The following is a 25,554-nucleotide window of genomic DNA, read 5'->3' on the forward strand; positions in this document are numbered from 1 at the left end:
GGGGACGTGGTGACGGTGGCGCGGAAACGCAGAATGCCAGTAGCGGCATTCGAGATGATCTTTGGGCGCGTGGTGTTCTGGCTCGCGCTGCCCGTGAACGTGGCGATTGCCGCGTTATTGACGGTAGGTGCCGTGGCGAGCTTGACAGGAGACAGCACCTGGAGCTTGGCCGTGACGGTGTTGGTCGCGGTGCTGGCGGTGTGGTGGTGGGTGCTCTGCGTCGACCTCTGCGTGCTGGTGCTGTACCGTCCCCGGCACAGCCACGAGAGTCTGCAGGACGCGAATGCTCAACGCCAGGGTGGAGTGCTGATACCTGGCAGTCGACGACTGGTCGTGACCACTTTTGTCGCCGCGCTCCTGACGTTGGCGGTTCTGGTGGCCGCCCTGTGGGCGGTCGACGGAGGCTGGGTGATTGTCATGGCGATCCTGGTTGCCGGGATGGCGCTCGTTGTGGTCGACTTCGCGCTCACCGTGCGGCGGCCGAGGTTCCTCGAACTCACACGCGATGGGTTCTCCGTCGCTGTGTTCCGCGGTCAGTGGACACTCGCCTGGGACGACGTCACGTCTATCGCCTTTGTCCAGGGCATGAACGGCACCATGGTCTTTCGCATGGGCCTCGTGCCGGGGGCCGCCTCCCTGACCCAGCAGTGGCGCCATCCGTTCGCTCGGCGCAAGGACTCGATCGACATCGAGCCCATCGCGCTCGACCTCGATCCGCTCCTCCTGATGTTGGCGTTGCTGCTGTACCGGGACGTCCCTCAGGCGCGCGAGGAACTCGCGCAAGGTCAAGTGCCGGTACGACTCACGGACGCCAACCGGGCGCTGAGCTCTGCCTCGGGTCCGGCGGCCGAGCAACTCCTTAAGCGATTCAAGCCGGAACGGTCGCAGGGCTAGAAACGCGCCCAGGCCTCCCCGGCATCGGCGTCAATCGTCGCCAGCCAATCGACCACGCGATCCTCAAACTGGTCCGCGGCATCGGCGTCGTAATCCCTGCTTGAGGGGTCGACGAACATGTGACCCTTGCTGTTGTAGCGGAACAGCTCACCGTTGGGTGCGCGGTACATGAGTCCCTCGACCACGTCGGGGTCCACCCACTCATCCGGATCCGCGACGTGAAGCTGCAGGTGACACGTGTGTCGCCAGTCGCCTCCCAGTGACTCGGGCGCCTGGGCGCCGCCCATGAGCAGGCAGGCCTTGATGCGCCGCTTGTGCTGCGCGAGCTGCTGCGCCTGCGAGGAACCCAGCGAGAAGCCGATCACCACCGCGGCGTCCCGATGTTGGCGGTACGCGCGGTTGGCGACCTCCTCGAGCGCGTCGTGCCCAATGTCCTGCGCGAAACGCAAGCCGTCGTCCAGATTCTTGAAGGTCTGGCCCGAGTAGGCATCCGGGCAATGAACCACGTGATGGTTCGCGCGCAACCGCTCGGCAAAGGACTGGAGCCCAATGGTGAGGCCCAGCGCGTGGTGAAAGAGCAAAATCTCTGCCATCACCCCAGTCTTGCGTGACACGGGCATCTTCGCTCGGTGAAACCCTCCAAGGCACATCAACCAGGCTGGACGATGCGAGCCCTATGGTTGTCATAGGTTTTTAGTCACTACGGAGGGTCGACATGGAATACGCCGTCATCGCAGTGCTCGCCGTCGTGGGGATCGTCGCGGTCAACTCGATCGCGCCGCGCGTGGGTGTCGCAGCACCCCTGGTATTGGTGGCCGCGGGCGTCGCCGTGAGCTTCATTCCCGGCGTCCCACACATCGACATCAACCCCGAGGTGATCCTGGCGGGCGTGCTACCCCCGTTGCTCTATTCCGCCGCGGTGTCCGTGCCGACCATGGAGTTCAGGCGAAACTTCAGCGCCATAAGCGGGATGTCAGTGTTGCTGGTGATCGTCGGCTCCGTGCTGATGGGATTCTTCTTCTGGTGGGTTATACCCGACATCTCGCTGCCCATCGCCATCGCGCTGGGAGCCATCGTGAGCCCCACCGATGCCGTGGCGACCAACATCATCAAGCGGCTGGGGGTGTCGCCGCGGGTGGTGACGGTGCTCGAGGGTGAGTCGATGCTCAACGACGCCTCCGCGCTGGTGCTGCTGCGCTCCGCGATCGCCGCGGCGGCTGTGAGTGTGACCGTCATCCAAGTGGCCTTCGACTTCGCCAAGTCGGTCATCTTCGCCGTCGCGATCGGTGCCCTGGTCGGCTACATCGGCCTGCGCGTACGAAAGAAAATCTCTAACGCTGCCGCCAGCACCGCGATCTCCTTTGTGCTGCCGTTCGTGGCCTTCGTTCCCGCCGAGGCCCTCGACGCATCGGGCCTGGTGGCGGCCGTGACGGCCGGCCTGGTGACCAGCGCGCTGTCAGCGAAGTACCTTAGCCCGCAGGACCGCATCTCCCAGACCACCAACTGGCGAACCGTCGAACTGCTGCTCGAGGGTGCAATCTTCTCGCTGATGGGACTCGAGTTGATCGGCATTGTCGAGAGCGTCGAGGAGCGCCACGGCAGCGTCTGGTTCGCAGTCGGTCTGGGAGGGATCGCACTCGTGCTGGTGCTCGCGATTCGCTCGCTCTACGTATTCATGGTGCTGGTGCTCGAGCGACGGCGCGCCCGCAAGGCAGACGCCTCCAGGAGTGAACTGGAGGACTTCGCGTCGCTCGCTGGGGAGATCGACGACGACCGCAAGAAGCGGCATTTCGCCAAGCGGGTAGAGAAGCGTGTCGCGGACGTCGACTACCTCACCGATAGCCGTCTGGGTAGGCGTGAGGGAGTGGTGCTGGTGTGGGCGGGCATGCGCGGCGCGCTGACGCTCGCCGCCTCCCAGACGTTGCCCGCGGACACTCCCGCACGGTCAACGCTGGTGTTGATCGCGTTCGTGGTGGCGGCTGGCTCGCTGCTGATCCAGGGTGGAACGCTGCCGTGGCTGGTGCGCAAGTTGGGGCTGGTCTCCGACACCACCGCCGCGGACGATGCCGAGGAGAGCGGACTGCTAGACGAGCTCTCCGACACGGCCTCCAAGGTTCTCGAGGACCCAGAGTTGCGGCGGCCCGACGGCACTCCCTATGACGAGCGGGCCGTCCGCTGGCTGCGCGTTGCGTTGGTGCGCGAGCGCGGCGAGGAGGACCGCGAGTCCCGTCCGGTCTATGGCGCCCAGATCAACGAACTACGCCTCAAGGTGATCGCCGAGCAACGCGAGTATCTGATGGAGGCGCGTGCCGTGGGGGCGCACAGCACCGATGCGCTCCGCCATGCCCTGCGGGTGCTGGACTCCGACCAGATCTCGGCGGAACTGCGCAACGACCACGACTGACGGTGGTTTCGCCGGCGTGGACTGCATCGCCGCACCGCATCGCCGCACCACGTCGCCGCACCACGTCGCCGCACCGCATCGCCGCGGGGCCGTGAAACGTGCGCACCACAATCGACCGTGGTGAGCCGCGGCCACGAACGACCCTTAGAGATGCACCTCGGTTAGGGGTGCGGACGTCGGGGACTCCGACCCGCCCATGGGTTCCTGCGTGACGTAGATCATCTCCACGTCGTCAAAGCTGGAGTGCATCATGGTGACGAACTCGCCGTCGCCCTCGGGCATGAAGGTGGGGCCGGGCATCGACTTGCCGTCGTCCATCATCAGCCACAACTGATACTCCATGCCCTTGTCTGGCATTGGCGCGTCGTGCCCCATCGCCACCACACCGTCCATCTTGGCGCTCATGACCAGGTGCGATGCTCCCAGATCCAGGTCCATCGAATGCGCGTCGGGCGCCGTCGTGACCATCATGAGTTCCTTCTCCGCGGCGAGCTCCTGCTGGTGCGCATCGCGGGAGTTCTGCGTCGACAGGCCAATCCCCGCCGCGCCCAGAATCAGCACCGACGCCGCGGCAACCCCAATGAAGGCGTTACGCCGGCGTGCCGGACGGCTGCGCCTGGCGTTGGTCATGGGGGTCACCGACGCCGATGCGGGGGCGGGATCGGGCGCCACGAAGGACGGGGCTGCCACGGCATCGTCCGAACTGGCGGTGTCGGCAACGCTGGCCTCGTCGTCAAGCGGCGGCAACTGCGCGGTGCGGGCGGCCTCGGCCATGACCCGCGCGCGAAGTGACGCAGGGGGAGAGACTGCCTCGGCATCGGCGAGCGTGGCGGTCACGTCGCGCAGTGAGGCGACCTCGTCGCGGCAGTCCTCGCACGTGGCCAAGTGAGATTCAAAATCATCGCGCTCCGCGGGGGAGACGGCGTTGACCAGGTACGGGCCCAGCAGTGAGTGCACGTTGTCGTTCATGCTCCTGCCTCCCATGCGTCGCGTAGTTTGATGAGTCCGTCGCGCACGCGTGCCTTGGCCGTGCCGAGCGGAATGTCGAGTGCCTGGGACACCTCGCGGTGCGTGTATCCCTTGAAATACGTAAGTTCGAGCGCCTCGCGCTGGCGTTCCGTGAGTTGCTCCATGCCGACGCGTACGCGGGCCGCCTGCCACTCGGCGAACAGGGTGTCGACCACCTTGTCTTGCTCGGCCGGTGCGACGTCGTCGCGCGGCGCGTGCTTGAGGACGCGGTCCGTGTGCGACTGCTCGGAGCGGACGCGGTCGACGGCGCGGCGCTGCGCGATGGTGAGGATCCACGACCGGGCCGACCCGGCATCGGCGCGATACCTAGCCGCGTGACGCCAGACCTCGATCAGGGCCTCCTGGGCGATGTCCTCGGCCATTTGGGTATCGCGGACCACTCGCAGGGCGACCCCGTAGACGGCTCCGGCCACCTCGTTGTACAGCTGCTCGTAGGCGACAGCGGAGCCGCGGCCAGTCGCCGTGAGCAGGGGAGCGAGATCCACGCGGACGGATGAGGGCGGTGCTGTCTGCGTCGCCTCACCGGTGGGGACCGTGGGGTCGACGGGAGACGACACCGCGTGCAAGTGTCGCGCTGCGCTCATGTCGTCGTCCTCCGTCTCCGTGGTTCTCGCCCCCTACGTCAGTGTCGGCTTAGCCTTCTTCTTCCATCTTGTCGTCTTCCATCATCGCATCGTCGTCGGTCTTCTCCATGGAATCGTCTTCCATCATCGCGTCATCGCTCATCATGGCGTCGGGCTCCATGGAGTGCTCCATCGTGGATTCCATGGTTGACTCCATGGTCGATTCCGGCGTGGTGCCGCTGTCGTCGTTCGAGTCGCCACATCCTGCCAGGGCGAACCCGGAGATTGCGATGAGGGCGGGAACTGCAAACTTGGTCATGGTCTTCATGATTCCTCCGTGATTGTCGGCACGGGGCCGGTTGCCCCTACATGTGACTATTCGGAGTCCTAGTGGCGAGGGATGGGTACGACGTTGCGGGCACAAAAAAGGAACGGCCCGCCGGCGATGGCGGACCGTTCCCAATCTGAAACTCGAGGCTGTTTAGCCGTCTGACTCCATGGTGGACTCCATTGTTGATTCCATCGTGGGTGCCATTGTCGACTCCATGGTCGTGCCCGGCGTGGTGCCGCCATCGTCGTTCGTGTCGCCGCAACCGGCGAGCAGTGCTCCTCCAACGAGGATCAGGGCGGGAACTGCAGCATGACGGATGTTCATCTGGTGCCTCCTTGTTCACTGGACGGGCCACTCGGCCCGCTGTGTGAGGGAACGCTCTGGCACAAAAGGTATGTTCCGGACATCGGCAAGATTTAGCGACGTTTTACGAAGATTTTGCCGGGGTCACGTGTGGGGCTTGAGGGTACCGAGGGCGGGGCTTGCAAAACTCTTGGCGTGGACTCAGGTGTCCTTGACTCGACCTCTCTCCCTGCGTTCAGGTTTTGGTTGAAATCTCGGGTTCGCGTCGCCCTATGTTCACCTGGTGGTTGAATCCGTGGGTTGACCGCTAGCTCAGCAGCAGGGCAATCAGTGCGAATGCCGGCGGGACGGCCTGGCCGAGCGCTCCGCGCCACAGTTGTGGGTACTTCGTGATGAGCACGAGACCTGCGCCCACCATGAACAGGCAGGTGAAGACAACGAGCGCGACCGCACCCGAGTTTGCGAGCATCCACGCGCCCACGATGGTGCCGAGGCCCAGGAAAAGGTTGTAGAAGCCGATGTTGTAGAACACCGGCCCCTGGATGCGAGCCGTCTCCGCATCGCCCGCGCCGAATGCCCGCTGCACAACTGTCCGATGCCAGAACACGCTCTCCGCGAGGAAGATGCCGACGTGCATGAGTCCAGCAAAGGATGCGAAAACCACTGCGACAGTTGTCATGCTGAGACGCTAACACCGCTGAACTAACCACCAGGTGAACGCTGGAGCGTCAGGCCGCGGATTCTCAACCAAAACCTGAACGCAGGAAGGTCGGCAAGTGGGCGAGTGGGCGAGTGGGCCAGTGGGCCAGTGGGCGAGCGTGCGCGGGCGCTGGGAACGCGAAAGCCGTCCCGTCCCCCTCACAGGGAACGGGCCGGCCAACGAGACCGAAGCTAGCGCCTAACCAAAGGTAAAGGCGTAGACCTCAATGCCCTCCGAGAACTCGAGGTGCATGGTGTCATCGATGGGCTCACCGACGTACAAGTCGTAGAGATCGGACGTGCCGTCAATCTCGACGACCTCGTTGTAGGAGGAGTCCCCGGCCAACGTGACGGTCACGGTTCCTTCGCCGGCCATGACCAGGTGGACATCGGCTGCGTAGAAGTTGAGATCTAGTGTCGCGTCGGTGCCGGTTGTGGAGTATTCGCCCTCGACCGTCCACTGTCCACCAAAGCTGAACTCGTCTTCTGCGGGGGTGGCGTTGCCGGTGTAGACGGTGGCTTCGCCGGACACGATCTCGTCATTGTCCGCAGCCGCGAGCCGACCCTTGCCCACGTAGAGTTCCGGCGTGCGCCCCTGGGTGTGTCCGCCAGTGTCGGCAACTACGGCCTCCTGCGGCGGCGCGTCGAGCAGCTGCTGGATCAGCTTCTCCGTGGCCTCGTACTTGCCCTCGCCATAGTGAACCTGACGCACGGTGCCCGTCTGGTCAATCAGGTAGTGCGCGGGCCAGAAGCGCTGGTCCCACTCGCGCCACGTGGTGAAGTCGTTGTCGATCGCAACGGGGTACTCGATGCCATAGCGCTCGGTGGCGTCCTCAACGTTGCCCACCACCTTCTCGAAGTTGAACTCGGGGGAGTGCACGCCAATGATGGTCAGGCCATCGTCGCGGTAGCGGTCGTCCCAGGCTGTGAGGTACGGGAAGGTGCGCTGGCAGTTGATGCAGGAGTAGGTCCAGAAGTCGAGCAGCACTGGCCCCTCCAGGTTGTCCAGGTCGAGTGCCTCGCCGTTGGGGGTGTTGAGCCACTCCTGGATTCCCGGCAGGTCGCGCGCCGGACCACAGTTCTGCAGCACGGTGGCGTCTCCCTTCTCGCACTCGTCGAAGGTCAGCGCATTGCCGGTCGCTGGGGCAGCGGCTTCGCGGCCCGCCAAGTTGTCGAGTTCACCCTGCACGTTGCCGTTGTTCTCGATGGACTCCTGGATGTTCGCCAGGAAGCCGGGCACGGAGCGCTGGAGTGGCTCAGCAAGGTTAGTCGCGATCACCAGCGCGGTGAGCATGAGGATCACACCGGAGGCGATGCGGATGGCCTGCAGGCGCTCGCGGACGGCCTTGATGCGCTTGCCGATCGACTGGCCAGCGACGCCGAACAGCAGTAGCGGGATCGCGATGCCCAGCGAGAACGACATCGTCAGTACCACGAGGCCCCAGCTGATGCCGTTGGTCGCTGCGAGCACGGTGATGGACGCGAGGATCGGTCCGGCGCACGGGACGAACACGAGTCCGAGCGCGAGCCCCATGATGAAGCCATTGCCGTCGCGGTTGAGCGTGGGAATCTTGGTGTTGACGAACGGCTTCTCCAGGATGTGGCCGACGGCAGGCACTGCGAGGCCGAGTCCCACAATCGCCAGCGTGATGATTCCCGCCCAGCGCAGCACGTCGTCGGGCAGTCCCAGCAGGCTGATGAGCACGCCACCGATCAGCGTGAAGACCGCGAAACTCACCACCAGTCCACCCACCACGACGTATGGCCGACGCTTGTTTGCGGCCCCGTCCTGGATGGAGCTGGTGAGGATCGCGGGCAGTACCGGCAGCACGCACGGGCTGATGGCAGTGATGATGCCGGACACGAGTCCGACGAGTATGAGTGTGAACATAACCACTATTCGGCGCCGAATCCCGCGGGGATGGGGTGGGGTGCAAATCCGATGCTGCGGCGAGTTATCCACAGATTGCTTTGGCGGCCGATGCCGGGGTTGGCTCTATCACTAGCGTCGCCTTCATGAAGACGATGCAAAAAAGAGTGGCGAAGACGGCGGCGAGTGTGTGCGTGATTGCGCTCGCGACGGGAATGACCGGATGTGCGGGAGCGGGCGAGGCAGGCGGTGGCGAGAGCCCGGGGGCGGTAAGCGCGTCCCCGATGCTGAGCCCAGATGCCGAGCCAAACCCAACTCCCGATCCCGAGGCTGATGCGGCAGGGGAGGCTGGCGAAGCGAGCGGAGAGGGTCCGGATACTGGCACAGACACGAAGGTAGAAGCCGATGCGGTGCCCGACGACCCGCAACCGTGGGTGTCGCCGGAGCCGAGCGCCGCAATGGAGGCGCTCGGTGAGGACACTACTGCTCCGGGTCCCATGGAGGAGGGGTCGTTCCTGACCGTCTCCCAGGACACCCTTTCGGCCGCCGATGTGGCAGAGATGTTGCCCGTGCCGCTGGAAGACACGGAGGAGGCCGCCTTCCATACGGCATTTGCCCTGATGAACACATCCGATGACGTCTACGCCACGGCGGCCGACCGTCCCGGTGACCTCTCATTCTTTGCCGCAATCAGCGCGGATGAGTGCGGGTGGTGTGGGTCGGTGGTCGACACCGCACGAACGGCCGCGGCCTCCAACCTGCGCGTCACCGGCGGGACGTTCACGGCGCTGGGGGACAGCTTTGACGGCGGCCGCATTGACGATGGCTCGGTGGTGGTGCACATCCCAGTGAGAGAGGAACCCACGCTCGTGTGGAATACGGACGGCTCACTCAGCGCGAGCACCGACGGAGGTGAGAAGACACTGAATATGCAACTGGTGTGGCAGGACGACATGTGGAAGGTGACTGGTGTGAGCACGACGACGCAGTGACCAGGTCGTGGCCGCGCCTCGGGCCAGCACCGGTCGGAGCCGGAGCCGGAGCCGGAGCCGGAGCTGGAGCTGGAGCCAGAGTTGAAGCTGGAGCCGGAGTTGGATCTGGAACTGGAACTGGAGCGGGAGCCGGAGCGGGAGCTGGAGCTGGAGCCGGAACTGGAGCTGGAGCCGGAGTTGGATCTGGACCTGGAGGTGCATCCGCGACCGAGCCGGATTTCCCTGGCGGTGACGTATCCGCGTATGGCGTGGTGAGGCGTCGTAGCAGGACGGGGCGGTAGCGTGTTGTCATGACAGTTGGCCTTGTACTTGGCGGTGGCGGCGTTCGCGGCGCGGTCGAAGTGGGCATGGTGCGCGCGCTCTTCGAGGCGGGAGTCACTCCCGACGTGATTGTCGGCACCTCGATCGGGGCCATCAACGGGGCCGCCGTAGCGGCAAACCCGACACCATCGGTGGTCGACACCATGGAGGCGGCCTGGTCGTCGCCCTCGGCGGGTGCCATTTACGGCGAGAATTGGACGCGCCAACTGTGCAGGCTGGTGAAATCTCGCACCCATCTCAGCGACCCGGGACCGCTGCGTGACCTGATCGCTCAAGTGGTGGGCGCGGACGCGCGCTTCGAAGACCTCGCCGTGCCGCTCGCGGTGTGCGCCGCGAGCATCGAGCGTGCAGCCGAGACTTGGTTCGACTCCGGCCCTGTGATGGACGCCGTGCTGGCCTCTGCCTCGGTTCCCGCCGCGCTGCCACCCACGGTGATCGACGGTGAGCACTACATCGACGGCGGAGTGGTCAATTCAATCCCGCTCGGCGAGGCCATTTCGCGCGGCGCCGACGAGGTCTACGTGCTCCAGGTGGGCCGGATCGAGGAGCCGCTGGTGGCGCCCAAGAAGCCATCCGATGTCGCCAAGATCGCATTCGAGATTTCACGTCGCCACCGCTTCGCCCGCGAGCTTGCCAGGGTTCCCGAGGGAGTGGTCGTCCACATCTTGCCGTACGGCGGAAGGCAGGAGGGCGACCAGAAGCTCACCGCGTTCAAGAGACTCGACCAGACGCAACGACGAATCGACGCGGGATACCGGGCCTCGGTGGCGTACCTCGCTGAGGCAGGGGTAGGAAAGTGACCGACGACGGCGCACGAGCAACCACGGAACCCATCGCGGCGTCCAACCCCGGGTCGAAGCCCGGCCCTACTACTGGCCCCAAAACTGAATCTACGGGGGCACCAACCCCGGACCCGCACGGCACGTTCCAGCAGCGGCGTACCGCGCGCAGAATCTCGTGGGGTATCCCGCCACGGTGGGTACGTAGATGCGTGGTTGCACCTCTCATCGTGTTGGCCGCGTTCCTGTGGCTGCCCATCGCATTCTGGCTCCTGATCATCGTCGCTGGCGTCGTGAGTTGGGCCATGCCAGGCGGTGCGCGCATCCTGCGCGTGCTCTTCATTGCTGGTGTCTACCTGCTTTGGGATGCCATGGCCTTGGTCTGGATGTGGATCATGTGGGTGGGGTCCGGTTTTGGTTGGAAGATTCACGAGCCAGTCTTTGAGCGTGCTCACTACAGACTCGCGGGGCGCATGCTGAAGTCACTCTTCGCGGCGGCCAAGTGGACGCTGCGTCTGACCATCGACGGGTCGCACGTCGACCTCGACGGTGGAGCTAAAGGCCGACCCATCATCGTGGTCTCGCGTCACGCAGGGCCCGCGGACTCGTTCATCATCGTGGAAGGCTTGATCAACCGTTTCCGCCGCCACCCTGCGATCGTGCTCAAGGACACGCTGCAGTGGGACCCGGCCGTCGACACGTTGCTCAACCGAGTTCCCACTCGATTTGTTACGCCTTTCAGACGACGGAGGGCGGGTTCGCCGGGAGGGACACAAGCAATCGCCAGCCTTGCCGCGGGTCTGGGACCCGAGGACGCGCTACTGATCTTCCCCGAGGGTGCAAACGCCACCCCTAAGCGACGCACCAAGCGCATCGCTGACTTGAGGGCCGCCGGTCACCATGAGCTGGCCGACCGTGCCGAAGCCATGCCGCACGTGATGCCGCCACACGCCGGCGGTGTGCTCGCCGCCATGGAGGCGTGCCCTGAGGCCGCCGTGGTGGTGGTCGCCCATACCGGTCTCGAGCAACTCTCCACGGTGCACGACATCTGGCGTGAACTACCCACAGACAAGACCATTACCTTTATGGGATGGTTTGCGGATCAAGACGAGATCCCGGAGGGTCGCGACGAGCGCGAGGCGTGGCTGTACTCGTGGTGGGAGCGAGTAGACAAGTGGATCGACGAGCACGAGCCCGAGACCGAGGGAGGCTCGTCGCGCGCGACGTGACTGACCTACTCGGGACGGGGGTGTCCTTGCGATGATGCACGGGCCGCGGGCCCGGCACATCCGTAGCCGGACGGGTCACGAGGGGCATACGCTGGCGGCATGGCTGACAAAACTGTAGGCGCATGGGCCATGGTCGCCCTGCAAGGGCTGCTCTTCCTCCTGGTCGTGGTCGCGGCGCTAGTGCCGACCATGGGCCCCTCGGTGTGGCTGTCACTTCCGCTCAGCATCGTGCTGATCCTTGTGGGTGCGGCCGGGATGCTGTGGTCCGGACGCGACCTGGGCGAATCGCTCACGCCGCTGCCCGTGCCCAACGGCAAGGGGATGGCCGCGAAGGGCATCTATCAGTACGCGCGTCACCCCATGTACACCGCAATTCTGCTGATCTGCCTGGGCGTCGCGGTCGGCGCCGGCAAGATTCAGGTCTACGTGGTGGTGCTCGCGCTTGTCGTCTTCTTCGAAGTGAAGACGCGGTCCGAGGAAAAGTACCTGGTGAAGGCGTATGACGGTTATGCGGAGTACGCGTCACACACGGGCAAGTTCCTGCCGGGCATCGGGAAGCGGCGCGCCTAGCCCAAGCGGCGTTCCACCGTCGTGCACGTGAACACCGCGTATCGCGTGACGTTTCCGGTACGCGGTGCCACGATGGTGACATGGCGACCATTGAACTGTCCGTCGAGGTAGCGCGCCCGTCCGCGGACGTGGCGGCACGCCTCGAGGCCGCCGGGTACGAGCTTTTCCAGAGCGTGCTGGGCTGGCGCGTGATCTTCACCACGACGCTCGGTGGACGCCAGTCCCTGCGGTCGCATGCGCACCTCGTGGCGCGTGAACTTATCGCTGAATTTGGGCTCACCTCGCTCACCGAGCCGCCCACCGTGAGCCTTCATGATCCGGATGGGGACATCGACCTGAAGGTCGCTAGTCTGGTACTCGAGGACGCCCGCCGGGCTTCCGACCCTGACCCGTTACAAATACTGTCGCGTCGCGAACTCAAGCGCATGCAATCGTATGGAACCAAGAAGGCGCCGCATTCATGAATCTCGAGAACCGTGAGTACTACTACCACCTAGCGCTCGCGGAGTATTGGCCGCCTGCGCCGGGGGAGCCCTACGAGCGATCGAGCATCGACTCCACCCTTCAGCAAGAGGGCTACATTCACCTCTCTCGTGCCAGTCAGGTGCGCCACGTCGCGGACAAGTTCTACAAGGGTCGCGACGACGTCATTCTGCTCACCATCGACTCGGAGCTGCTTGACTCGCGCGTCGAGTTCGAGAAGTCGCCCGACCACGAGCTGCCATTTCCGCACCTGTTCGGTCCCATCATGCAGAGGGCGGTCATCCACACCGACCGCGTGCAACTCGACGAGGACGGGCTACTGCTCCTCGACCAGCTGCTTCCCGTCTAGTTCAAAGGAACTCAACCATGACCGAACTGCATGCCGTCGTGACCGGAGCCTCGTCCGGCATCGGCGCCGCTACTGTCCGCCGCCTCATCGCCGAGGGCTGGGACGTGACTGCCGTGGCGCGCCGCGCCGAGCGCCTCGCGGACCTCGCCAAGGAGGTGGGCTGCGCAACGTTCACCGCGGACATCACGAGCGACGATGACGTGGCCGCCATGGTCGCCGAGCTAACGGCGCGCGGCCCTGTGCACGCTTTGGTGAACAACGCCGGGGGCGCAATTGGCATGGACACCATCGCCGCATCGGAGCTCGACACGTGGACTCAGCAGTACGCGACCAACGTGGTGGGCACAGTGCGCGTCACGCAGGCGCTGCTGCCCGCGCTACGCGACTCGGGTCGTGGTGACATCGTGATCGTGACCTCGACCGCGGGCCACGAGGCGTACGAGAATGGCGGGGGCTACGTCGCTGCCAAGACCGCCGAGGTCGCTATGGCTCGCACGCTGCGCCTCGAGCTCACCGGCACGGGAGTGCGCGTGATCGAGATCGCGCCGGGCATGGTGCACACCGAAGAATTCTCGCTGAACCGCTTCGAGGGCGACCAGGCACGGGCCGATGCCGTCTACCAGGGCATAGATCCGCTGGTTGCGGACGACATCGCCGATGCCATCTCTTGGGCGCTGACTCGCCCGCACCACGTCAACATCGACCAGATGGTGGTGCGCCCGCGCGAGCAGGGTGGTGCAAGCAAGGTGGCACGCCGAGCCTGAGATCGACCCGCATCGCTGCGCCAGTAGCCTCCCGAGGAATACCGATGCCCAACCGTGACCCGGCGAGAGGCGATTGAATTGCATACTGGGTTCGATTGTGTTTCTAATTGAGGCGTAGCAACTGCTCGAGGGTCCACGGTCCATACCGGGGATTATTTTGAAGCTCGGCGCGACGAAGCGCCGGGTGAATGCGCTTTTCAAACCCACTGCGGGAGGTGGGCGTGATCGAGGCAACGGGCGCTGACCACGCGCCGGCAAACCTCTTCGTGAGCGCGCCTTGACGCCGCGCCCGTTCGTGAGGTCGATGCCCTTGGCTGGGTCTACACCCATGGGGCATCTGCGGCCCTGGGTGGCCGCCACTCTGAGCGCGGTGTTGGTTGCCACGACCCTGGTGGGTGGGGTCCTCACCGCATCGGCTCCCGCCGCCGCCGTGCCGGGCAACCCGGGTGTGATGCAGGCGCCCTCGATTGCCTGGTCCGAGGACTTCCAGAACGTGGCGCAAGTCAATTCCGGCACGTTCGTCAATACGGTGTTGCCCATTCTTGAACCAATCCCGCCCGCCACGGAGCCCGAGGCCCAGGCAGGCTACACCGGGGTCAACGGCGAGACCTATACGCAGGACGACCAGTGGGCGCGAGGCGCCTCCTGCAATGGCCTGCTGGTGGCCCGTCTGGTGGCGATGAACGGCCTGAGTCCGTCGCACAACACCCCCAGCACCGCCGTGGCCACTGACTGCTCCGGAACAAACGTGTGGAACCGCGCCCGCCTGCAGTCCCAGTACGTCTCCGGGTGGATGATCAATGGCAACTATGGCTACCCCGAGCTCCGGCTCAACGGCACCGCCGAATACAACTACAACAACATGGTCAGCGCACAGGCACTGACGACGTCCACCGCCGCCGGCCTCTTGCTCGGCACCGATGCCGTTATTCCTACCCAGCAGGGGCACTACTACCAGCCCTCCGTCGACTTTGTCACGATGGACTGCGCCATCAATGGCGGGTCCGGCAACAACGACGGATTCGATCCGCAGATCACGATGGTGCAAGGAACCACCTCGGTGAACGCGTATTCCGCGGTGCCGAACACGTGTACCCCCGCAGCCGGCACCTATACGCAGAGTGGCTCTGGCAACATCATGGGCCGCGCGGGTAGTTTCTTCGGCGACCAGGCGCTTCTCAGCACTGGCGCGCCCACGGCGCTGTCCCTCGTCCAAACCGAGGCAGTAAATCGGAATACCCAGGGCGGGTTCGATAACGTCGTGGTAGTTGACACGACTCCTCAGCTCGACAAGTCATTCCGGGCCGGCGTGTATCTGCCGGGGGACAGCGCGCGCATGACGTTCACGGTGACGAACACGTACAACCCCACCCTCCCGAGTCAACCCAGCGGCGACAAGATGGGGTGGTCCTTCTCTGACACCTTGCCTGTCGGCCTCAGCGTTGCCACCGATGCCGATCCGGTGACCGACTGCGACGCGGGGAGCATTGTTGCGAGCGACGGCGGAGCGGGGATCGCGGCCTCGGGAAACCTCGCGAACTCGTCACTGGTGAGCTGCACGCTGTCGATCAACGTCACCGCCGACGCCGGGGGCACCTACACGAATGGCCCTGACAACATCGTCGCCTCGGGCTTGCTTCCACCGGCCGAGGCAGAGGTGGTGGTCTCGGAGGGCACGTCCTGTCCCACGACAGCCGCCCTCTTCACCTGGCCGGGCGGGAGCGCCCCCACTACTCCCGTTGATGTCAACCTGGTGACGGGGGAGAGCACGCCCCAGGGGACCCTTCCCGACGGCTATGTGGTCAATGCCGTGGGCTTTAGTGAGCAGGACGGGTACTTCTACGGAACAGGCGGCAACAACGCCTCGGCTCCCAATGTCAACATCTTGGCGATTTCTCCCGACTACGACACCGTCATCGACTTGGGCGAGCCGGACTGGAACGGTAGCGGGCTCAGCGGCGCCAACTTCCCCACGGGGATCAACGTGGGTGACGTCACCCCGGAGGGAATCTGGCTAGGGCGGCGCTACGACGGTGCGGCCTGGATTGCCGTCGACGTCAACGCTGGCTCCCCCGATTTCATGAAGGTCATCGCGAATGGTGTCGCGCTTCCCACCAACGACTTTTACAACCTGGGTGCCGACTGGGCGTACAACCCGGACGACGGCCTGATGTACTCCATGGGGTTGTGGAACAATCCCAATAACGGCCCGTACCTCCGGTCCTCGCTCTTTACCTACAACCCGGGTATCAAGCCGGGTACTACCAAGGACAACCGCACCAGGGTCAAGCAAGCGTTATCCCGCTTGCGTGCCCCCAACGGGAACTACTCGCAATACCCTCAATGGAACCTTTCCGAGAACACCTATGGTGCGGTGTACACAGACTCGAGCGGCTACCTCTACGCGGCGGCAAACCGCAGCGGACACATCTGGCGCGTGCGCATGAGCGACCCCAGCGACTACAGCTTCGTGGCGTACGGTCCCTCGTCCGACGGCAACGACGGTGCTCGATGCGCGGACGCCTCCATCGATCTTGACTTTGGCGACGCCCCTGACTCCTACGGCACCACCATCAACGCCGGAGGCCCTTTTCACTGGGTGCTCACCAACGATGCAGATCAGCCGCTCGTCATGATTGGGTCGTCCGTGACGACCGAGCTCAACGGCACCCCTTCCGTCGGCGCCGACGCCGATCTCGGGGACGACGCATTTTCGCCCGGAACAGTGCCCCAAATTGTGCTCGCTGATGATGGCAGCGCCAGCGTGGACGTCCCCGTCACCAATAACTCCGGAGAGACCGCAGCCCTGGTGGGGTGGATCGACTTTGATGGCAGCGGCACGTTTGACGCGGACGAGCGCGCCAGCGTCGATGCGGGCGACACCACGGGAAGGGTGACGCTCTCCTGGTCGGGCATTCCCGCGACCTTCCGAGCGACCACCTACATGCGTCTGCGGGTGGCGAACGGCTCGGCCGATGACCTACCCGACGACCCACAGACGTCCGGGGCTGGTGTGGATACCGGCGAGGTCGAGGACTGGCAGGTAGAAGTGGTGGCGCCGCCGTTCCCGTGCACGGCGGACGGATACCTGCTACGCAACACACCCACTGACCTCCTTGCGGTGGACCTTGCGGTGGGCACCTTTGACGAGGAGTTCGCCGACATTGCTGCCGACCTCAACGCCGTAGGCATCAACCCCCTCGATGGCTATCTCTACGGTGTCAATTCCAGCGGACATGTCCTGCGCGTTTCCGCCGACGGGCGTGTGGTCGACCTGGGAGTTCCCGCTGGGGCGACGCTGGCGAGCGGCATCAACACCGGCGACTTCGATGCGGACGGAAACCTGTGGGTGCTCAGCGGCAGCGCATCCACCCCAACCTGGTACAAGATCAGCTTCGACGCAACTCCTGCGAGCGCCCCCACCGTCGCCGATTCAGGCACCGTCTCCCGCCCGTCGGGGACGACAAACATCTCCGACTGGGCCTTCGACCCCCGGACTCAACACTTCTACGCCGTTGCCCCCCAGTACCCGAACTGGTTCCTGCTCGACTTCGACCCGGCGGCCGGCACCCTGACCGAGAAGCAGTCTCTCGGTCTACTGGTCGCCCCCGACGGCGAATCCGTCAACGCAGGAGCCTCCACCAATCCCTCCTTTGGGGCGGCATATTCCGGCGAGCCCGGCACGATCTATGCGTCCAGTAGCGGCTCGGGGCAGATCTGGCGGTTTGACGTTGGCACTGGCGCGGCCGACTTCTTCGCCTACGGTCCCACCTCCATCGCCAGCGATGGTGCCCGATGCGCTGGCGCGGCATTGCCTGTCGACTTTGGCGACTTGCCGAACTCCTACGGCACCACGCTAGGGCTCGACGGAGCCCGCCACAGCATCGTCGGATACGACGCGGCGACGCACACGGCGCCGCTCATGCTGGGTGCCTCAGTGGACGCTGAATTTGATGGTGCCCCGTCCGCCGCTGCCAGGGGCGATGACGACGCGGAAACCGACGACGAGGACGGGCTGCCGGACTCCCTGACGTACGAACGCGGGGAAAATGTAGTGTTGCCCGTGTCCGTCACCAACACCACGGGCGCCGATGCGACACTCGCCGCCTGGGTAGACCTCGACGGTTCAGGGGCCTTTGAAGCTGACGAACTCACCGTGGTCACCGTCGCCGATGCGGCCACCAGCGTCACGGTGGCGTTCGGCCCTGTCACCAATCAGAGCGTCAGTGCCTCCGTTCGCCTGCGCATCATGCCTGGTGTCATAGCGAATCCGCTTCCGGCGGGCGCGATCGCCGGAGGTGAGGTCGAGGACCACGTCATCGTCGAGGAGTTGCCTGGGCCGTTCATGTGCCTGGCGGACGGGTACCTCGTCCAGAGCGAAAGCAGCGGCGGACCCAGTGACGTTTACGAACTCAGTCTCGTCACCGGTGGCGACAGCCTTCTCGCTGCGGACATCTATCCCTCAAACATCAATGCCATCGGCTACAACGTGCTGGACAACTACGTCTATGGCGTGGTTGAAGACGCCGAGCAGGGCGCCCAGATTGTTCGTCTCGGCAGCGACGGCACCGTTCAGAACTTGGGCGCGCCGGCCGTCGCCGACGGAGATTCCATCCCGGCGGGCGGGTGGAACGTGGGAGAGGTCGATGACAGTGGTCAGCTGTGGATTGCCCGTAGCGTTAATGGCGCGCCGGCGGACTGGGCCCAGATTGACCTCGCGCCCGGCTCAGCAACTTACCTCACTGTCGTGGACCATGGCGCAGCCGCGCATCCTGGTGTGGATAGCATCGGCGACTGGGCTCAGGGCCAGACGGGAGCGGCCACGACCTTCCTCTACGGCATCGGCCGCACGGTGGGCAGTGACGACGAGTGGTCGCTGGTTGCCTTCGACACGGGCGCTCACTCGTTTGCAGTGGTGAGCGATCTGGGGGTGCTTACTGGACCCAACCAGGAAGCGACCGACGGCTCCGAGTTTGGTGCAGCCTTCGCCGACGCCGACGGGTTCATCTACGCGACCCACAACGCCAGCGGCCAGGTTTGGCGCGCCGATGCGGTCATGGGTACCGCCGACTTCTTCGCGTACGGGCCGGTGTCCGACGTCAGCGATGGGGCGCGATGCTTCTATTCGCCCCTGCCGATGGACTTTGGTGACAACCCCGACAGCTACGGCACGACCTTGTCGACCGACGGCGCCCGCCACCTCATTGAAGGCTACGACGCCAATGCACAGGAGGCGCCGCTCATGCTCGGCGGAGGCGTCAACGGCATCGATGCGGAGGATGATGGCGTCCCCGGCGTAGCGTCGGACGGCGACGACGTGGCTGGCGCCGACGACGAGTCCTCAATCGCGTTGGTCAGTGGAACCGAGTTGGGCGACCCGTTGCTTGTAGACGTCACCGTCACGAACAACACCGGGCTACCTGCGACGCTTGCCGCGTGGATCGACATCGACGGCAGTGGCGACTACGACAACGACGACGAGCGATTCATCGTGCCGGTGGCCGACACCCCGGGCATCCAGGTTATTCGCCTCGAATTCCCTGCTGACGCCAATGTCGCCACCACCTATGGGCGCTTGCGACTGTACTCGGGCACGGTGGCGGACCCCCAACCTACGGGTCCTGCGGTCGGCGGAGAGGTGGAGGACTACCGCGTCACATCGCTGTACCCACGTCTCACCATGAGCAAGAGCATTGATGGCGACCCCCAGACCGTGGCGCCCGGCAGCGCAGTGACCTACACCGTGACCGTCCAGAACAGCGGGGACCTGGATTTCACCGCCGGGTCGCCGGCCCGGGTGGCAGACGACCTGATCGACGTGATCGACGATGCCACCTGGGACGGGGCGGTCACGGTGGATTCGGAGAACGCCGACGCAGGCGAGGTGGTTACCTCGGCGTCGGCGTGGGTGTGGCGTGGCCCACTCGCGATCAACGAGTCGGCCAGCTTCAGTTACACCGTCATCGTGGGCACACCGCCACCGGGAGACGATAACGACGACACCACCGACGCCAGCCTGCTCAACGTCATCAGCGGTTCGAGCCTGAGCAATTGCCCGATCGGAGCAGACGATCCAGCTCCGGAGTGCACCGCGACAGTGCCCGTGAAGGGACTGCAAGTCGAGAAGTCGGTGACGCCCGCGGGTATCGTGACCCCGGACACTCAGTTGTTTTACACGCTCACCGTGCGCAACGTCGGATCAGTCGCATACGAAAGTCCAGATCTTGCGACACTCACCGACAACTTGTTCGATGTTGTCGACGACGCGACCTATCAAGACGATGAAAGCGCCGACGTGGGAGCCGTGTCCTGGGATGCGGCCACTGAGATTCTCAGTTGGGAGGGAGCGCTCGCGGCGGGGGAGCTGGCCACCATCACCTTCTCCGTGGTCGTGGACAGTCCGCCAGGGGGCAACAGGCTCATCGACAACGCGGTGGTTGCACCCGGTAGTAACTGTGCGGAGGGGGCCTTGATCCCCGATCCCACCTGTGTGACGGAGTCGCCCGTCGGATCTCTCACCATCGCCAAGTCCGCCTCGGAGGCGGTAGAGGTGTTGGCCGGAGCGACAGTCACCTACACGATTCGGGTGGAAAACACGGGTGGTATCCCGCTGGCCCCACCGGAGGGTGCCTACTTTGACGACATCCTGACCGATGTCCTCGACGACGCTACGTATCAGGACGACGCGACAGCTGCCATCGTCTATGGCTCAACGAGCACAGGAGACGAGGGGATCGTGGCCTTTGACCCGGCCTCCAGCACCCTGCACTGGGAGACGAGCCTGCTCAATCCGGGCGACGCCGTCACGGTGACCTACTCAGTAGTCGTGGACAAGCCCAGTGGCAACGGGCTCCTCGGCAACGTGGTCACCGGCACGCCGGGATCAACCTGTTCCGCCGACGATCCCAACCCTGCTCCCGAGTGCTCGTCGAGCTTGCCGGTGAGAAACCTGGCGATGTCAAAGTCGGCCTCCCCAAGCGGGTCCGTAGCGGCGGGTGAGGACGTGACCTACTCCGTGTTCATCAAGAACACCGGGCAGGTCTCCTACGATGGCGTCGACCTCGCGGGATTCGGCGACGACCTGTCTGACGTCCTCGACGACGCCACCTGGAGCGACGACGTCACCATCGTGTCTCAGGGGCCCAATGACGGCGTGACCACCGTCGATCTCACGACGGGAAGCGAAAGCCTGCGCTGGGACGGTCCCCTCGATCCGGGAGATGAGGCCACCATCACCTACGTGGTGACGGCGAAGGATCCGTCACCGGGCGACCACCACCTCGTCAACGTGGTCACCGGACCCGAGGAGTCCACGTGTGCGTCAAGCGGCGACGACCCCCTGGGGCTGTGCTCGACGGAAACCCTGGTGCGCGAGCTCAACATCGTCAAGTCGTCACTGACCGCGCAGCCGGTCAAGGCCGGAGACACGGTGTTCTATCAGTTGGACATCACCAACACCGGTCAGGTTCCGTACACGGCGTCCGCGCCCGCGGTCATCGAGGACGACGTCCAGGCAGTCGTGGACGATGCGGCGTGGGCCGGCGTGCAGTCGATCTCGCCTGAGGGATCGCCCGCACCCATCTTCAACCAGCCGATCCTCCACTGGGAGGGTCCAATCCCGGTGGGCGGAACTGTGACGGTGACCTACGCCGTGATCGCCAACGATCCGCTGCGCGGCGACGGCCTTGCCTACAACACCGTGACCGGTCCAGTCGAATCGAACTGTGACGCGGAACAGTCGCCCGCGGATCCGAGCAATTGCACCCACGAGGTGCCAATCCAGTCCCTCGACATTCTGAAGGAAGCGAACCCCACCGGACAGGTCGATGCGGGACAGTCTGTTCAGTACACCATCACCGTGACCAACACCGGCGGAGTCGACTACGCGGCTCCCGCGCTCGCGCAGATTGAAGACACCCTCACCGACGTGCTCGACGACGCACGGTGGGTGGGAGATCTCACGGTGGAACGATTCTCTGGTGACGGCACACCCATCGCCGATGCCGGGTCAGCGACGTTCGCGGCCGCTGACGACCTGGTGTCCTGGAGTGGGCCATTGAATGCCGGCGACCTTAGCGCCGTGGGCGCAACCCGCGAGCCTGGCGATTACGCGGTCATCTCCTTCTCGGTCGAGACCTTTGACCCGCCACAAGACGGCAACGGCGAACTGAACAATCTCGTCGTAGGACCGCCCGAGTCGAACTGCGACGTGAATCAAACACCTACGGACTCCCGTTGCGACACCAATGTACCCGCGCGCTCGCTCGACGTGTCCAAGAGTCTCGTGAGCACGGAGCCGCTGGTGCCCGGCGCTCAGGTGGCCTACGAGATTACCGTTGCGAATACGGGCAACGCAGACTACTTCTCGCCCAGTGACGAGGCAGCGGTCAGCGACGACCTTACCGGCCTGGTGGACGACGCGACGTGGGACGGCAACGCAACCGTCACCACCACGGGGGCGAGCACTCCGCCCGATGCGGTCTACTCCGAAGACGTCGATGCGGGCACAGCGGCCCTGAGCTGGAGTGGCCCACTGGCGATGGGAGAGACGGTCACCATTCGCTATTCCGTGACCATCGATGACGAACTCGGTCGGGGAGACGGGCGCCTGACCAATGCCGTGGTCGGGCCACCGGAGTCGACCTGCGATGAACTTCAACAAGGTGGCGACGACGACTGCAGTACTGACGATCCCATCCGGGCGCTCACGGTAGTGAAGTCTTCCGGTTCCGGGGCGGTGGTCGCGGCGGGGCAGGATGTGCAGTATTCGTTGGTGGTGACGAATGCTGGGCAGGTGGCGTACGACGAGGTCACGGGTGTGGCGACGGTGGTGGACGACCTGTCTGATGTGGTGAACGATGCGACGTTCAAGCAGGTCGATGCTGTGGTGTATGACGTGGGGGGAGTGACGTCGGATCAGCCAGGCGATGCCTCGTACAGTGACGTGGACGAGGAGTTGACGTGGGCGGGCGCGCTCGAGCCTGGCGATTTCGTGACGATCACTTACACGGTCACGATCGATTCGCCGCCGGGGCCCGATGCTGACGGTCATGTGACGAATGTGGTGACGGGTCCGCCGGAGTCCACGTGTCCGGCCACGGCCGCGACCGTTGCTGACGACTGCACCACCACCAGCGACGTGAAGGCACTGACCTTGTCCAAGACCTCAGATGCTGGAGACTCCGCGGCTCCCCAGGATCTCGTGACCTACACGGTGACCGTGACGAACTCCGGTGAGAATGCATACTCCGGCGATGACCTTGCGGGATTCAGCGACGACCTATCCGCGGTGCTTGAGCACGGAGTCTTGGAAGGTGAGCCCGTCATTCGTGACACGGATCCCGCCACCGCGCCCGGGACCGTCGAGGTTACACCGACCACGCTTTCGTGGACCGGGCCGCTGGATCCTGGCGAGAGCATCTCCGTGGACTATGCGGTGCGTCTGGCGAAACCGGCGAAGGACGGGGCAGTGCTCGTCAACGCGGTGACCGGACCTCCCGAATCCAATTGTGACCCCGGCTCCGCCACCTACGTCGAGCAGCAATGTTCTCTCACTACTCCCGTCAGGTCACTGGTCCTCAACAAAACCGTCACCGACGCTGAGCAGATCGCCGCGGCGGGGGGCGTGATCACCTATACGATCACCGCCCGCAACAATGGTTCATTTGCGTATACCAATGCCGCCATCACCGACGACTTCACGGAGCTCCTGGGGGATGCAACTCTCGTCACGGGCAGTATCGACGTCGACTCCCAGGAGCCGGGAAACCTCACCGAGGAGTCCACGACGTTTACGTGGACCGGCCCCATCGCAGTCGGAGAAACCGTCACCATTACTGCGGAGTTCAGTATCGATGCCCCGAACACGGGGGACACGGTGTTCGCCAACGAGGTCACCGGCCCGCCCGAGTCAAACTGCCCGGCAGGCGCCGTGCCCATCGCCCCAGCATGCGTCACAGAACTCCCGCAGAGCGAGGTGGAGATCACCAAGACCGCGCTAGAGGAGGAGGCGACGCCCGGTGGCCAGATTCACTACGTGCTGACCATCACTAACCCGGGCGTCCTGCCGGTAACCGACGCCTCGATGGTGGACGACCTTCGTGATGTGTTGGACAACGCCACCTGGGACGGCACCCAGGACGCGACGGCGGGCTCGCTGGCCTTCGCAGACACGGCAGGAGCAGAATCTCTGACGTGGACCGGCCCGCTTGCGGGCGGAGCGACGGTCACCGTCACCTACTCAGTGACAGTGGATCGTCCACTTCCGACGAACCCGGCGCCCACCATCGTCAATACAGTGCTGGGGGAGCCCACGTCCAACTGCAATGTCGAGGACCTGGTGCGTCCCCCCGAATGCACCCACGAGCTCCCGGTCCGCGCGATGACAATTCAGAAGAGCAGCGACCGGGATTCCTGGATTGGTCCGGCGCAGACCATTACTTACGAGATTGTGGTCACCAACAGCGGCAACGCGCCATACGATGCGGATCACCCCGCACACATCGAGGACGACCTGGCCGACGTCCTGGATGACGCCACGTACAACAACGACGCCGCGGCAGCCCCGAACGTGGGTGAGTTCGAGGTAGCCGGAGAGCTCTTGACATGGGACGGCCCCATCGACGTTGGTCAGTCCGTGACACTGACGTATTCCCTGACTGTCCTGGACCCCCCGCCTGCCGGCGCCCAACTTGCCAATTCAGTCAGCGGTCCGCCTGAGTCGACGTGCCCCTCCGGAGCGAACGCGCCCGCCGCCGCGTGCACGACGTCCACCGACGTGCGAGCGCTAGGCATCGTCAAGACCACCGACGCAGTGGATGCTGTCGATCCCGGCGACACGGTGGCCTACTCCATCGTCGTGACCAACACCGGCACGTTTGCCTACACGGTCGACGATCCGGCAGAGATTGTCGATGATCTGAGCGACGTGGGTGACGACGCCACCTTCCCGACGGACGTGACAGTGGTCGAGGGGGTCGGTGAGCTGTCCTACGAAACTGACGAGATCACGTGGCGAGGCCCCCTGGCACCCGGTCAGAGCGTGGAGATTCGCTACACGGTCCTAGTTCAGGAGCCAACGCTCGGCAACGCGCTCCTCGCCAACACCGTGAGCGGACCACCAGAGTCCGTGTGTGCCATCGACCCCTCCATGAGCGCGCCGCGTATGTCTGCAGTCGGGGCGCTGCCCGCGCTGCTTGCCTTCATTAATCCCGATTGCTCGACGTCCACGCAGGTTAACGCGCCCGTCCTTTCGCTCACCAAGTCCACCGATGTGGTCGAATCCGTATACGTGGGCGACACGGTGACGTTTACCGTGACCGCTACGAATGTGGGGCGTGCCCCCTACACCACCGCGCATCCAGCTCACCTTGTGGACGACCTCTCGCAGGTGATCGACGACGCGGTCTTTGCAGATGATGCGGCGGCCACTTTGCCTGGCGTGCTCAGTTATACCGAACCGTTCTTGCAATGGATCGGGCCGCTAGCGGTGGGGGCGAGTGTAGAACTGACGTACTCGGTGACTTTGATGGACGGCGGCGACGGCACAGTGAGCAACGTGGTCTTCCAGCCGCCGACGCCGTACGTGTGCTCGCCCGATGGGCTGTGTGTTCCCCCCGTACCTGTCGATCCCCCTGGCATTGATGAGTGTGACGACGGCACAGTGACCTCGACCGGAGTGGAGTGCGCGGAAACGACCACGGTGGTCTCCGTGCCCGAGCCCCCGTCGGCACCCGATCCTGAGACGACGCCCACGCCCTCGCCCAACGTTCCTCCTGCGTCCGGTCCCGACTCGCCCCCCAATACCGGAGCACTGTCGGGGACCGGCGCGAACGTAGTGGGGGCCGTGGCGCTGGCACTACTGCTCGTTTTGCTTGGTGTGGGCGTGGTGCGCCTCAGCCGTGAGGCGATGAGGAGTGGCGTCTAGGAGAAACGACTGCCTGACGTCAACTGCTGACTCACGGCCCGATGCCGC

At 64.7% G+C, this 25,554-nt stretch carries 18 protein-coding genes; 11 read left to right on the top strand and 7 right to left on the bottom strand.

Annotation, left to right across the window (positions count from 1 at the left end; all coding sequences use genetic code 11):
* Positions 1-33: 33 nt before the first annotated feature.
* Positions 34-894, top strand: a complete 861-nt coding sequence (locus AOP73_RS07330; protein ID WP_061964285.1) for a hypothetical protein — start codon at positions 34-36, stop codon at positions 892-894.
* Here the strand turns inward: AOP73_RS07330 and AOP73_RS07335 are convergent.
* Positions 891-1,487, bottom strand: coding sequence for a dienelactone hydrolase family protein (locus AOP73_RS07335; protein ID WP_160295450.1), 597 nt, complete (start codon positions 1,485-1,487; stop codon positions 891-893). The genes AOP73_RS07330 and AOP73_RS07335 overlap by 4 nt on opposite strands.
* A 122-nt stretch (positions 1,488-1,609) precedes the next feature.
* Between AOP73_RS07335 and AOP73_RS07340 the strand changes: the two genes are divergently transcribed.
* Positions 1,610-3,298, top strand: a complete 1,689-nt coding sequence (locus AOP73_RS07340; protein ID WP_061964289.1) for a cation:proton antiporter — start codon at positions 1,610-1,612, stop codon at positions 3,296-3,298.
* Positions 3,299-3,442: 144 nt separating this feature from the next.
* Here the strand turns inward: AOP73_RS07340 and AOP73_RS07345 are convergent, their stop codons facing one another.
* The 6 genes from AOP73_RS07345 to AOP73_RS07365 all read right to left on the bottom strand — a co-directional run bounded on the left by AOP73_RS07345 (position 3,443) and on the right by AOP73_RS07365 (position 8,114).
* Complete coding sequence (locus AOP73_RS07345) at positions 3,443-4,267, bottom strand: anti-sigma factor (RefSeq protein ID WP_061964291.1); 825 nt, start codon at positions 4,265-4,267, stop codon at positions 3,443-3,445.
* Entirely contained in the window at positions 4,264-4,911 is a 648-nt protein-coding gene (locus AOP73_RS07350; RefSeq protein WP_084626638.1) for a sigma-70 family RNA polymerase sigma factor, read from the bottom strand. The genes AOP73_RS07345 and AOP73_RS07350 overlap by 4 nt, the downstream gene beginning before the upstream one ends.
* 49 nt (positions 4,912-4,960) lie before the next feature.
* Complete coding sequence (locus AOP73_RS07355; protein ID WP_061964293.1) at positions 4,961-5,218, bottom strand: hypothetical protein; 258 nt, start codon at positions 5,216-5,218, stop codon at positions 4,961-4,963.
* Between the two features lie 153 nt (positions 5,219-5,371).
* Positions 5,372-5,545, bottom strand: a complete 174-nt coding sequence (locus AOP73_RS12025; RefSeq protein ID WP_160295451.1) for a hypothetical protein — start codon at positions 5,543-5,545, stop codon at positions 5,372-5,374.
* A 286-nt stretch (positions 5,546-5,831) separates the two neighbouring features.
* Positions 5,832-6,203 carry a DUF1304 domain-containing protein gene (locus tag AOP73_RS07360; protein ID WP_061964295.1) on the bottom strand — a complete coding sequence of 124 codons (372 nt, stop codon included), beginning with the start codon at positions 6,201-6,203 and terminating at the stop codon, positions 5,832-5,834.
* A gap of 219 nt (positions 6,204-6,422) precedes the next feature.
* Positions 6,423-8,114 (bottom strand): cytochrome c biogenesis protein DipZ, encoded by a 1,692-nt coding sequence (locus AOP73_RS07365; RefSeq protein ID WP_061964297.1) that lies wholly within the window; start codon positions 8,112-8,114, stop codon positions 6,423-6,425.
* Between the two features lie 125 nt (positions 8,115-8,239).
* On the opposite strand from AOP73_RS07365, the gene AOP73_RS07370 reads away from it, so the two are divergent.
* The 9 genes from AOP73_RS07370 to AOP73_RS07405 all read left to right on the top strand — a co-directional run bounded on the left by AOP73_RS07370 (position 8,240) and on the right by AOP73_RS07405 (position 25,506).
* Positions 8,240-9,085, top strand: coding sequence for a hypothetical protein (locus AOP73_RS07370; protein WP_152650571.1), 846 nt, complete (start codon positions 8,240-8,242; stop codon positions 9,083-9,085).
* Positions 9,086-9,166: 81 nt separating this feature from the next.
* Positions 9,167-9,340: a hypothetical protein gene (locus AOP73_RS12030; RefSeq protein WP_160295452.1), complete on the top strand. Its 174-nt coding sequence runs from the start codon at positions 9,167-9,169 to the stop codon at positions 9,338-9,340.
* 35 nt (positions 9,341-9,375) lie between these two features.
* Entirely contained in the window at positions 9,376-10,206 is an 831-nt protein-coding gene (locus tag AOP73_RS07375) for a patatin-like phospholipase family protein (protein ID WP_061964301.1), read from the top strand.
* Complete coding sequence (locus AOP73_RS07380) at positions 10,203-11,414, top strand: 1-acyl-sn-glycerol-3-phosphate acyltransferase (RefSeq protein ID WP_236683527.1); 1,212 nt, start codon at positions 10,203-10,205, stop codon at positions 11,412-11,414. The genes AOP73_RS07375 and AOP73_RS07380 overlap by 4 nt, the downstream gene beginning before the upstream one ends.
* 99 nt (positions 11,415-11,513) lie before the next feature.
* The gene (locus AOP73_RS07385; protein ID WP_084626640.1) at positions 11,514-11,984 is read left to right on the top strand and encodes a methyltransferase family protein; all 471 of its coding nucleotides are present in this window, start codon (positions 11,514-11,516) and stop codon (positions 11,982-11,984) included.
* Positions 11,985-12,064: 80 nt separating this feature from the next.
* Entirely contained in the window at positions 12,065-12,448 is a 384-nt protein-coding gene (locus AOP73_RS07390; RefSeq protein ID WP_061964305.1) for a hypothetical protein, read from the top strand.
* On the top strand, positions 12,445-12,816 hold the full coding sequence (locus tag AOP73_RS07395; protein WP_061964307.1) for a DUF952 domain-containing protein: 372 nt from the start codon (positions 12,445-12,447) through the stop codon (positions 12,814-12,816). Before AOP73_RS07390 ends, AOP73_RS07395 begins: the two co-directional genes overlap by 4 nt.
* Positions 12,817-12,833: 17 nt before the next feature.
* Positions 12,834-13,580, top strand: a complete 747-nt coding sequence (locus AOP73_RS07400; RefSeq protein ID WP_061964309.1) for an SDR family oxidoreductase — start codon at positions 12,834-12,836, stop codon at positions 13,578-13,580.
* Positions 13,581-13,950: 370 nt separating this feature from the next.
* Positions 13,951-25,506 carry a DUF7927 domain-containing protein gene (locus AOP73_RS07405; RefSeq protein ID WP_160295453.1) on the top strand — a complete coding sequence of 3,852 codons (11,556 nt, stop codon included), beginning with the start codon at positions 13,951-13,953 and terminating at the stop codon, positions 25,504-25,506.
* Positions 25,507-25,554 lie beyond the last annotated feature (48 nt).

This window comes from Demequina aurantiaca, assembly GCF_000975135.1.
In the GTDB taxonomy this organism is placed as follows: Bacteria; Actinomycetota; Actinomycetes; order Actinomycetales; family Demequinaceae; genus Demequina; species Demequina aurantiaca.